This window comes from Aeromonas sp. R3-1 (genome assembly GCF_040908345.1).
In the GTDB taxonomy this organism is placed as follows: domain Bacteria; phylum Pseudomonadota; class Gammaproteobacteria; order Enterobacterales; family Aeromonadaceae; genus Aeromonas; species Aeromonas veronii.
Window position 1 is genome coordinate 18,671 of sequence record NZ_JBFODN010000275.1, and the last position, 10,720, is coordinate 29,390.

General features: G+C 56.2%; 9 protein-coding genes and 2 pseudogenes. 9 read left to right on the forward strand and 2 right to left on the reverse strand.

What is annotated here, in order from left to right; all coding sequences use genetic code 11:
* The first annotated feature begins 7 nt into the window (after nucleotides 1-7).
* The 9 genes and pseudogenes from AB5Y85_RS19810 to AB5Y85_RS19850 all read left to right on the forward strand — a co-directional run bounded on the left by AB5Y85_RS19810 (nucleotide 8) and on the right by AB5Y85_RS19850 (nucleotide 9,684).
* A complete protein-coding gene (locus AB5Y85_RS19810; protein ID WP_005338778.1) occupies nucleotides 8-376 on the forward strand; it encodes a response regulator in 369 nt (122 codons plus the stop codon).
* A 13-nt stretch (nucleotides 377-389) separates the two neighbouring features.
* Nucleotides 390-716 carry an STAS domain-containing protein gene (locus AB5Y85_RS19815; RefSeq protein ID WP_005349569.1) on the forward strand — a complete coding sequence of 109 codons (327 nt, stop codon included), beginning with the start codon at nucleotides 390-392 and terminating at the stop codon, nucleotides 714-716.
* A 22-nt stretch (nucleotides 717-738) separates the two neighbouring features.
* Nucleotides 739-2,948 (forward strand): annotated as a pseudogene (locus tag AB5Y85_RS19820) (chemotaxis protein CheA).
* A 10-nt stretch (nucleotides 2,949-2,958) separates the two neighbouring features.
* The gene (locus tag AB5Y85_RS19825; RefSeq protein WP_257687637.1) at nucleotides 2,959-4,884 is read left to right on the forward strand and encodes a methyl-accepting chemotaxis protein; all 1,926 of its coding nucleotides are present in this window, start codon (nucleotides 2,959-2,961) and stop codon (nucleotides 4,882-4,884) included.
* A 12-nt stretch (nucleotides 4,885-4,896) separates the two neighbouring features.
* Nucleotides 4,897-5,466: a chemotaxis protein CheW gene (locus tag AB5Y85_RS19830; RefSeq protein WP_042080654.1), complete on the forward strand. Its 570-nt coding sequence runs from the start codon at nucleotides 4,897-4,899 to the stop codon at nucleotides 5,464-5,466.
* Between the two features lie 43 nt (nucleotides 5,467-5,509).
* Nucleotides 5,510-7,264, forward strand: a complete 1,755-nt coding sequence (locus tag AB5Y85_RS19835) for a methyl-accepting chemotaxis protein (RefSeq protein WP_201945756.1) — start codon at nucleotides 5,510-5,512, stop codon at nucleotides 7,262-7,264.
* A 57-nt stretch (nucleotides 7,265-7,321) separates the two neighbouring features.
* Nucleotides 7,322-8,125 carry a protein-glutamate O-methyltransferase CheR gene (locus AB5Y85_RS19840; protein WP_005349557.1) on the forward strand — a complete coding sequence of 268 codons (804 nt, stop codon included), beginning with the start codon at nucleotides 7,322-7,324 and terminating at the stop codon, nucleotides 8,123-8,125.
* Nucleotides 8,126-8,128: 3 nt separating this feature from the next.
* Nucleotides 8,129-8,620 carry a chemoreceptor glutamine deamidase CheD gene (gene cheD, locus AB5Y85_RS19845; RefSeq protein WP_257687636.1) on the forward strand — a complete coding sequence of 164 codons (492 nt, stop codon included), beginning with the start codon at nucleotides 8,129-8,131 and terminating at the stop codon, nucleotides 8,618-8,620.
* Nucleotides 8,617-9,684 (forward strand): chemotaxis response regulator protein-glutamate methylesterase, encoded by a 1,068-nt coding sequence (locus AB5Y85_RS19850; RefSeq protein WP_101531219.1) that lies wholly within the window; start codon nucleotides 8,617-8,619, stop codon nucleotides 9,682-9,684. The genes cheD and AB5Y85_RS19850 overlap by 4 nt, the downstream gene beginning before the upstream one ends.
* An 11-nt stretch (nucleotides 9,685-9,695) precedes the next feature.
* Here the strand turns inward: AB5Y85_RS19850 and AB5Y85_RS19855 are convergent.
* Together AB5Y85_RS19855 and AB5Y85_RS19860 are read right to left on the reverse strand one after the other, a co-directional pair.
* Nucleotides 9,696-10,415 (reverse strand): annotated as a pseudogene (locus AB5Y85_RS19855) (transposase); the annotation flags it as partial.
* 123 nt (nucleotides 10,416-10,538) lie between these two features.
* On the reverse strand, nucleotides 10,539-10,720 hold a 182-nt coding region (locus AB5Y85_RS19860; protein WP_368222012.1), incomplete at its 5' end, for an integrase core domain-containing protein.

The window sequence follows — 10,720 nt, forward strand, 5'->3', positions numbered from 1 at the left end:
GAGAGATATGGGCAAAACGATCCTGATCGTGGATGACTCGGCAACTATTCGCCAAGTCGTGGGCATGACCCTCAAGGGCGCCGGTTATGAGGTCATGGAAGCCTCTGACGGCAAAGATGCGCTCAACAAACTTGATGGCAAGAAGATCAACCTGATCATCAGTGACGTCAACATGCCGAACATGGATGGCATCACCTTCGTCAAAGAGGCCAAAAAGCTGGCCAACTACAAATTTACCCCTGTCATCATGCTGACCACCGAGTCTCAGGACAGCAAGAAGCAGGAGGGACAAGCCGCAGGAGCCAAAGCCTGGGTGGTCAAACCCTTCCAGCCCGAACAGATGTTGGCCGCAGTCGCCAAGCTCATCATGCCGTGATCCGGAGCACATCATGCAACTACAGAGTGAGCTACTCGACAACAAGGTAGTGGTGACCATGCCGGACGAGATCACCATTTATACAGTCAGCGAGCTGAAAGATGCTCTCTCGCCCTTATTGCATCAGGGGAACGAACTGGAGCTGAATCTGGCGGCGGTATCCGAGATAGACAGCGCCGGGCTGCAACTGCTGCTGGCAGCGAAGAAGACCGCTCTGCAGCAGGGCACCTCCCTGGCGCTGGTCTGGCACAGCCATGTTGTGCTTGAACTGCTGGAGCTCTGCCAGCTCTCGGCCTTTTTTGGCGACCCCACCCTCATCACCCATGGCGAACGGCCCTGAGCCACCATGACAAGGAGTCACCGTGAGCATCGATCTTGATCAGGCTTTACAAACCTATATCGCCGAGGCACGCGAGTTGCTTGAAGAGATGGAGTCAGCCCTTCTATCACTGGAATCTGACCCTGACAATAGCGAGCTGATTGGAGCCATCTTTCGTGCTGCTCATACCATCAAGGGGTCGGCTGGCCTGTTTGGTCTGCAACCCATCGTCGGGTTTACCCATATCGTCGAGGACCTGCTAGACCAGATCCGCAATCAGCAGCTCACCGTAACTTCTCCTCTGATCAAGGCTCTGCTGGAGAGCTGTGACCACATCCAGACGCTCATCAGTGTCGTTGCAGAACAGGGCAGCACATTAAGCGATGGCGATGCCAACCAGGATGAACGGCTGAGGCTCACCCTCACCCGTCATCAGTGCGTCCCCCATGCCACGCTGCCAGATACTGTACATATGCCGGAACCCAAGATCGAAAAAGAGGGAGGGATTACCAGCTCAGCCTCCTTGTGGCATATCTCCCTGCGTTTTGGCCCCGATGTGCTGCGCAATGGCATGGATCCGGCCGCATTTCTGCGCTATCTCGGCACCCTCGGAACCATATGCTCGGTGGAGACCATCCATCAGGCGCTACCGGATTGGGAACAGTTCGATCCGGAGAATTGCTACCTCGGCTACGAGATAGACTTCGACTCGCAGGCAGATAAGGCTGCCATCAGCGATGTTTTTGAATTTGTCAGAGATGACTGCCAGATCACCATCTTGCCACCCCACAGCAAGATCGCCGAGTACATCAACCTGATCGAGTCGCTGCCTGAAGATAGCGCCATGCTGGGGCAGTTGCTGGTCAACACCGGCGCCCTGACTGCAGAGGAGTTAGCAAGCGGTCTACAGACACAACAAGCGACCCCGGCAGAACAAGCACCCAGACTCGGAGAAATCCTTATTGCGCAGGGTGCCGTCAACGAAGCCGTCGTCGATGCTGCTCTGAAAAAACAGAACCAGACCAAGGAGAGCAAGAGCAAAGAGGGCCGTTACGTCAGGGTGCATGCCGACAAGCTGGACGATCTAATCAATCTGGTCGGGGAGTTGGTAGTCGCCAGTTCAGGAGCCAATCTGCTGGCCCAACGTACACGCGAAAGCCAGCTGCAGGAAGCCACCTCGGTCATTGCCATGCTGGTGGAAGAGATCCGCGACAGTGCACTGCGCCTGCGCATGGTACCTATCGGCGATACCTTCAACCGCTTCCAGCGGGTGGTGCGCGATGTCAGTCAGGAACTGAACAAGGATATCACTCTGGTAATCTCTGGAGCCGAGACCGAACTGGACAAGTCGGTGGTAGAGAAAATAGGCGATCCGCTGATGCATCTGGTCAGAAACTCGATGGATCACGGCATCGAATCGGCAGAGCAACGACTGCTGGCAGGCAAACCCCCCCGTGGCACCCTGAATCTCAATGCCTATCACGACTCCAACAGTATCGTCATCGAAATTCGGGATGACGGTGCAGGTCTCAACAAAGCCAGGATCCAGCAAAAAGCCATCGAGCGCGGTCTGATCAGCCCAACCACCACGCTGACGGATCAGGAGATATACAACCTGATCTTCGAGCCGGGGTTCTCTACTGCCGAGGCGATAACCAACCTCTCCGGTCGCGGGGTGGGCATGGATGTCGTCAAACGCAACATCACTGCCCTGCGCGGCACGGTCGATCTGGACAGCATCCCGGGAAAAGGAACCCGTGTGCAGATCCGCCTGCCGCTTACCCTTGCCATCATCGACGGCTTCCTGGTGCGAGTCTGCGACACCCACTACGTCATTCCCCTCGATATGGTGATCGAGTGCGTTGAATTGACCCAGAGTGCACTGTCCGACACCCAGGGTCGCAATTACATCAATTTGCGTGGCGAGGTGCTGCCCTTTATCCGCCTGCAACACTACTTCGATACCAATGGCAGCAAAGGGCGGCGCGAGAACATTGTCGTGGTCAGCCATGCAGGCAAAAAATCCGGACTGGTGGTGGATGAACTGCTGGGAGAATTCCAGACCGTCATCAAACCGTTGGGAAAATTATTCCAGCGCCTGCAAGGCATCAGTGGCTCAACCATTCTGGGGGGGGAGAGGTCGCCCTCATCCTCGACATTCCTTCGCTGATCCAGCACGCAATCACTCAGGAATCCTGTCAGCTCAACAGGTTGACAGTGTCGCGCAACCTGCCTCAATCCAGCATCAACTGAGGGGACCATCATGTTAAAAAATTCCACCATCAAATTGCGTCTTATTATACTGCTCTGCATGCTCTGCCTGCTGCTGCTGGCCGTTGGCAGCCTCGGGTTATACAACATGCAGAGCAGCAATACCGGGTTGCAGCGCGTTTACAACGACAGGGTGGTTCCCCTCAAGCAGCTGAAGACCATCTCCGACAGCTATGCCGTCTCGATCATCGACAACCTCAACAAGGCCAATGCGGGGCTGATCCCGGCAGAAGAGGCTTTGAAGCAGATACAACAGGCACAGCAGACAATTAAAAACGAGTGGCATCACTACCAGTCCACCACCCTCACACCGGATGAACAACGCTTGTCAGCCGAGGCGACAACCCTGTTCAACGCGGCCGATACCGATATTGGCAAGCTGGAGAAATACCTCGCCACCCAGCACGGCATGATTACTGGCATGCTGAACACTTTTGACGGTGCCCTCTATGGCTCCATCGACCCGATAGGCAACAAAATCACCGAGCTGGTCAACCTGCAGCTCAATGTGGCCAAGTCGGAATATACCGCAGCGCAATCCTGGTATGACGTGATGCTGATAACCATGGCGGTGGTTATCGCGGTCGGCATCGCACTCGCAGCCTGGTTTGGCACCCTGCTGATCAAAAGCATCATCACCCCCATCGAACAGGCTCTACGCGTGGCCAATAGTCTGGCTGAGGGCAATCTGGATGTATCGATCCGGATAGAGTCCAACGATGAAGCGGGTCAGCTCTTGATGGCGATGGATAACATGGTCAAGAAACTGGGTGCCTTGATCACGGATATCGAGACGCTGGTCACCGCCGCTGTCGAACAGGGCGACTTCAGCCACAAGATTGCGCTGGAGGATCGTCAAGGATATATCAAGCGGGTATCCGAGCTGCTGAATCGCCTCTCCCATGTGACAGATACCAGCCTGGAAGATGTGATGCGCATTGCCACCGCGCTCTCCAAGGGGGACCTGACCCAACGGATCGATGAGCCCTACCCAGGAATTTTTGGCCAGACCAAAGACGGCCTAAACCGGACCATCACTGCGCTGACCAATATCATCGAAGAGGTACGTAACGCCGCCGACAACCTGACCAATGCCTCCAATCAGGTGAGCAATACGGCGCAGGCATTGAGCCAGGCCACCAGCGAGCAAGCGGCCAGCGTTGAAGAGACCAGCGCCTCTATCGAGCAGATGAGCGCCAGCATCAATCAGAACACCGAGAACGCCAAGATCACCGACAGCATGGCCAGCAACTCGGTGCTGGAGGCAACCGAAGGGGGCCAATCCGTTCAACAGACGGTGACCGCCATGCAGCAAATCGCCAAGAAAGTCAGCATCATCGACGACATTGCCTACCAAACCAACCTGCTTGCCCTCAACGCCGCCATCGAGGCGGCTCGCGCCGGAGAGCATGGCAAAGGCTTCGCGGTGGTTGCTGCCGAGGTGAGAAAACTGGCAGAGCGCAGCCAGATCGCAGCGCAGGAGATTGGCGAGCTCTCCTCCGACAGCGTCAGCAAGGCAGAGCGGGCTGGCAACCTGCTGGAGAGGATCGTTCCCTCCATTCGCAAAACCTCTGATCTGGTACAAGAGATCAATGCTGCTTCCGGGGAACAGGCCAGCGCAGCCAACCAGATCAGTCTGGCCATGAACCAGCTTAATCAGGTGACACAGCAGAATGCGGCCAGCAGCGAGGAGCTGGCGGCCACGGCCGAAGAGATGAGCTCGCAAGCCAGCGAACTGCAGCAAACCATGGCCTTTTTTGCTCTGGAGAAAAGTGCGCAGCTCAACACCAGGCCCAATGAAACCGGCCACAAGGGCATGCCTCCCAGAGGCAGTTTCATCGCCCCCCCACAACGGGCCAGCCAGCCCAATCAACCATCATCCCATTCCATTGATGACGCGGATTTTGTCCGCTTTTAACCGGAGGCGACCATGCATACATCCACCGACATCACGGTGCCATCAGCGGCCGCTGACGAGAGCAGTGGCGATGCCCAGTACCTGACATTTCTGATCAACAACGAGATGTTCGCCATCAATATTCTGGGGGTCAAAGAGATCATCGAATACGGCAATATCACTCCGGTTCCGATGATGCCGGGTTTTATTCGCGGCGTAATCAACCTCAGAGGAGCGGTAGTGTCGGTCGTAGACTTGAATGCCCGCTTTGGCAATGCACCTTCGGTCATCACTCGCCGCAGTTGCATCGTCATTATTGAGGGGGTGGCCCCGCAGGGCGATGAACCTGTAGGTCAGGATATTGGCGTTGTGGTGGATTCCGTATCGGAAGTACTGGGTATCCCACAAGCAGATATCGAGCCCCCACCCAGTTTTGGTGCCCGCATCCGGGCCGATTTCATCAGCGGCATGGGCAAGGTCAACGGCAAATTCGTCATCCTCATCGATACCGGGAAAGTGTTGTCACTCGATGAGATGGCTCAACTCAACGAACTGGCCCAGCCACAGGCAAGGTTGCCACAAGGCAACCTGCAACCCTCCTGAACAGGCCTCCATACTCCACGACATGTAGCATAAGGAAACGCTCATGACCCAATCACTCTTAGGAAAACTCTTCGGAGACAATGCCACCGAAGTGAGGCAGCGGACCCAGTTACTCGACGCAATCGGCCAGCTGCAACACGCAGTCCTGGCAGAGCAGGTTCCAGCACCACTCGATCTTTCCGGTATGGATAGCCCCTTGCGTGAAGTAGGACATGCCATCAACGAGGTGGTCACCTTGCTCAGTGACAAGCTGGAACAGAGCCGCAACGACATTAAAAAGAACCAAGTATTGCTCCATGAGAACCAGCTGGTTCGCAAAGCCCTCGACTGCGCCAGCACCAACGTGATGATTGCCGATACCAATCTCGACATTATCTATATGAACGAGGCTGTGACCGGCATGCTCAATCAGGCCGAGACCGACATCAAGAAAGAGCTATACAGCTTCAACGCCAATCAGCTGATGGGCGCCAACATCGACAGCTTTCATAAAAATCCCGGCCATCAGCGCGCCATGCTGGCCAAACTCAACAGCACCTACCGCACCCAGATACAGCTGGGGGGGCGCACCTTCTCCCTGATCGCCAATCCGGTCTTCAACGATACCGGAGAACGGTTGGGATCCGTGGTCGAATGGGCCGACAGAACCAAGGAGGTAATGATAGAGAAAGAGATGTCCGACATTGTGCAGGCCGTGATCAATGGCGAGCTGCACCGCAGGATGGAACTTGCTGGCAAGAGCGGCTTCTTTCAGGCGATGGGAGAAGGGATCAACCAGATTGCCGAAGTGATCGACAGCACCCTCAACGACGTCATCCGGGTCGTGCAATGTCTGGCAAAAGGTGATCTGACTCAACAGATTGAGGCGGACTACCCCGGTGTGTTTGGCACCACCAAGGATGCGCTCAACAAGACCATCGCTTCGCTCACCAACATCGTCACCGAAGTACGCGGCGCTTCTGACAACCTCTCCAGTGCCGCCGAGCAGGTAAGCGCGACCGCCCAGTCGATCAGCCAATCCAGCAGTGAACAGGCCTCCAGCATGGAGGAGACCAGCGCTTCCATCGAGCAGATGAGCGCCAGCATCAACCAGAATACCGACAATGCCCAGGTCACCGATGGCATGGCCAGCAAGGCAGCCAAAGAGGCCGTAGAGGGAGGAGAAGCGGTCAAACTAACAGTGGATGCAATGAAACAGATCGCCAGACGGATTGGCATCATCGATGACATCGCCTACCAGACCAATCTGCTGGCTCTCAACGCAGCTATCGAAGCGGCGCGGGCAGGCGATCACGGCAAAGGCTTTGCCGTAGTGGCGGCGGAGGTGCGCAAACTGGCCGAACGCAGCCAGGTGGCAGCACAGGAGATTGGCGAGCTGGCCTCCAGCAGTGTCGAGATGGCGGAAAAAGCAGGTCGCCTGCTCGATCAAATGGTGCCCTCCATCAACAAGACCTCGGATCTGGTGCAGGAGATCAGTGCCGCTTCGGTTGAGCAATCCACCGGTGTCAGCCAGATCAATCAGGCCATGAACCAGCTGAGTCAGGTTACCCAGCAGAACGCTTCTTGCAGCGAAGAGCTGGCTGCCACAGCAGAAGAGATGAGCAGCCAGGCTGAACAGCTGCAGCTGGCCATGGAGTTCTTTACCCTGGAGGCCCACGCAAAAGAAGGTAAAGCAGCCACCTCGCATCTTCACCCCAATACCCGAGGTCGCTTCATGAACGAGAGCAATGCCAACAGTCGGGAACGAGCCGCCACAGTCCAACGCCCCACGGGCGATGGCGATTTTGTCCGGTTCTAGTCACGGGAGAGGCGTTGCCTCTCCCATCTCCGACAACACAGGTAGAGGGACAGTTTTTTGTATCAAACCCAGCTGCATGATGATGAGTTCTCCCGTTTCCAACGCTGGCTTCATCAAACGGCGGGGATAGAGCTGTCTCCAGCCAAGAAGGCGCTGGTAGCCAGCCGCCTGGCGAAACGGCTCTGCCACTATGAGCTGGATAGTTATGACGACTACTTCCAGCTCATCATGAACGATCGCAGCAGCGAACTGCAGCTGGCTCTCGATCTGCTGACCACCAACGAAACCTACTTTTTCAGGGAGCCCAAACACTTCGAGTTTCTGACGCGGGAGATAGTCTCAGCGCTCCCGCCCGAGCAATCGCTGCGGGTCTGGAGCGCTGCCAGCTCATCCGGCGAGGAGCCCTACAGTCTGGCCATGACCCTCGCGGAAAAACGCAGCACCTTCAACTGGGAGATCCTGGCCTCCGATATCTCGTCCCGGGTGCTGGAACAGGCGATGAGCGGTCGCTACCCCATCGAGCGGGCGCAAAATATTCCACTGCCCTTTTTGATGAAATATTGCCTCAAGGGTGTGGGCCTGCAGGAGGGCATCTTCATCATCGATCGCAAGTTGCGGGACAAGGTGCAGTTCATGCAGATCAACCTCAATCAGGATCTGCCGGACATCGGCATGTTTGATGTCATCTTCATCAGAAACGTGATGATTTACTTCAACAAGGAGACCAAAGGGCAAGTTTTGCAGCGGCTGGTACCCAGACTCAAACCCGGTGGCTACCTGCTGGTGAGCCACGCCGAGAGCCTGCATGGCCTGCACCACGGCCTGCAGCTTGTCTCTCCTTCCATCTATCAGAAGAGATAAGTCATGACTCGGGAGGTGATCCTGCAACCGGGAGAGCTCTTCTTTGGCAAGGAGGATGTGGTGGTCAGAACCGTACTGGGCTCCTGTATTGCCATCACCTTGTGGCATCCGGAGCAGAAGCAGGGGGGAATGTGTCACTACATGCTGCCAAGTCGGCGCAATCCCTCTGCCAAGCTGGATGGGCGCTATGCCGATGAGGCCCTAGCCTTGTTGCTGCAAGCGGCCAGTCACTATCCCGCCCCCATCCATGAATATGAGGCCAAGTTGTTCGGGGGTGGCAACATGTTTACCGAGCCTCAATACGCACAGAGCGACAACAATGTCGCCACCAAAAATATTCAGGCAGCCTGGCAGCTGACCCGACACCTTGGCCTTGATATCAAGGCTCATCATCTTGGCCATAGCGGCCACCGAAGCTTGCTCTTTGAGCTCTGCAACGGCAGTGTCTGGCTCCGCCATCATCGTCTGCCACATCAACGGGAGTCGCGAGAATGAAGCAGATCCGGGTCATGCTGGTGGATGATTCCGCCGTGGTCAGACAGGTATTGCAAGCGGTGCTGGAGCAGGAACCCGATATCCGGGTGATCGCAACGGCATCAGACCCCCTGTTTGCCCAGGAAAAACTGAAGAAAGAGTGGCCTGACGTCATCGTGCTCGATGTGGAGATGCCCCGTATGGATGGCATCACTTTTCTCACCAAGATCATGGCAGAGCATCCAACCCCGGTGGTGATCTGCTCCTCCCTCACCGAAAAAGGGGCCGAGACAACCTTGCAGGCAATGGCTGCCGGCGCGGTGGACATCATCACCAAGCCGACCATGGGGATAAAAAGCTTTCTGCAAGAATCTGCCCACGACCTGGCCATGGCGGTACGTGCAGCGGCCCAGGCCAACCTCAAGCGCGTGGGCAAGCCCTCCTCTGTACCAGTCAGCACCAAACTCAACGCAGATGCCATGCTGGCGCCCAACCAGCACGCCATGGCACAAACCACCGAGCGGCTCATCGCCATCGGCACCTCGACCGGCGGCACCCAGGCACTGGAAGCCGTGCTGACTGCCTTGCCCCGGGTCAGCCCCGGCATTGTCATCGTGCAGCACATGCCGGAGAAATTTACCGCCATGTTTGCCGAACGGCTGAACGGGGTCTGCCAGATAGAAGTGCGGGAGGCGAGGAACAATGACCGGGTGATCCCGGGGTTGGCGCTGATTGCCCCCGGAGGCAAGCATATGCTGCTCAAACGCAGCGGTGCCTACTATCACGTTGAGGTAGTCGACGGGCCGCTTATCAACCGCCATCGCCCCTCGGTGGATGTGCTGTTTCGCTCCGTCGCCAAATATGCCGGCAAGAATGCCACTGGCATCATCATGACCGGCATGGGGGATGATGGTGCCCGGGGATTGCGCGAGATGCTGGATGCGGGTGCCAACACCTATGCCCAGGATGAAGCCTCCTGCGTGGTCTTCGGCATGCCCAAGGAAGCGATCAAGCTGGGAGCTGCCCGCCATGTGCTTCCCTTGCAAGAGATGCAATACGCCATCCTCGGCAAGTTAGTATCATGACACACCGCTGTCAGGTAATGCCAACGACCACCTGCACAGACATAGCTGATATCGCTACACCTGATTGGGTTGCGGAACATCAAATTCGCGGGCCAGCAGATTGGGAATGTCCGGTCGTTCAGACCGAGCGACCTGATAGCGATGAGCGCCCGGTTGCCTGGATACCAGACCGGCTTCCCTCATCAGGTTACGTACCTTGAATCGGCCAATCTGATACCCCAACTCCCGCATCATCGACATCAAGGCACGGCTGCCCGCTGAGTTCCGGCTCGCTTTGAACAAACGGCGCAGCTCACAGCGCGGTTGCATACGTTCACGGTTAATCGTCCGCCTGCGAGCCAGATAGTCGTAAAAGCAGGATGTTGGAACATCGAAAGCGCAGCAGACCAAGGTGATGGGGGCTTGCTCCCTTAATCGGTCTATCAGCGCGTACGTGTGAACTCGTCCGCCATCAAGAGAGCAGTAGCCTTTTTTAGAATGTCCTTTTCACGTTCGAGCCGGTTGATACGGGCTTCCAGCTCCTGAATTTTTTGCTGCTCCGGAGTCAGTGCTTTGCCGATTGGGGTTGTGCCAGCTCGTTCGGATTGCAGTTGCTGAACCCAGCGACGGAGCACGGTTTCACCGACATCCAGTGAACGGCTGGCTTCAGGGACAGAATATCCCTGGTCGAGCACCAGGGATGTGGCTTCCAGTTTGAACTCGGCAGCAAATGAGCGAAGCAATCTTGTCATTAAACACCCCAGGTTATGGTGGCGACTGTACCACCTAATAAAATGGTATTCGGGATGGTTAAACCACAACAAATTGTCTAGTCCTGAAATAGGTTTACACATTTTCAACTAGCATTTCTCTACTCAGAACCCCCTATGTGCCGTATCGGGGGTTCTGTATTTCAACGCATGATGCGGCCGCTCCTCGTTGTAAATATCTACTGCTTCACGCACCATTTCCCGCGCTTGCGTCAAATCCAGCGGGCTTTGCAACAACAACTCTCCTTTCAAAATCCCGTTCACCCGCTCCGCCAACGCATTCTGGT

Excerpts from the sequence above, each read along its gene's own strand:
- AB5Y85_RS19810 (WP_005338778.1), top strand. The coding sequence starts at position 8 with ATGGGCAAAACGATCCTGATCGTGGATGACTCGGCAACTATTCGCCAA.
- AB5Y85_RS19815 (WP_005349569.1), top strand. The coding sequence starts at position 390 with ATGCAACTACAGAGTGAGCTACTCGACAACAAGGTAGTGGTGACCATG.
- AB5Y85_RS19825 (WP_257687637.1), top strand. The coding sequence starts at position 2,959 with ATGTTAAAAAATTCCACCATCAAATTGCGTCTTATTATACTGCTCTGC.
- AB5Y85_RS19830 (WP_042080654.1), top strand. The coding sequence starts at position 4,897 with ATGCATACATCCACCGACATCACGGTGCCATCAGCGGCCGCTGACGAG.
- AB5Y85_RS19835 (WP_201945756.1), top strand. The coding sequence starts at position 5,510 with ATGACCCAATCACTCTTAGGAAAACTCTTCGGAGACAATGCCACCGAA.
- cheD (WP_257687636.1), top strand. The coding sequence starts at position 8,129 with ATGACTCGGGAGGTGATCCTGCAACCGGGAGAGCTCTTCTTTGGCAAG.
- AB5Y85_RS19850 (WP_101531219.1), top strand. The coding sequence starts at position 8,617 with ATGAAGCAGATCCGGGTCATGCTGGTGGATGATTCCGCCGTGGTCAGA.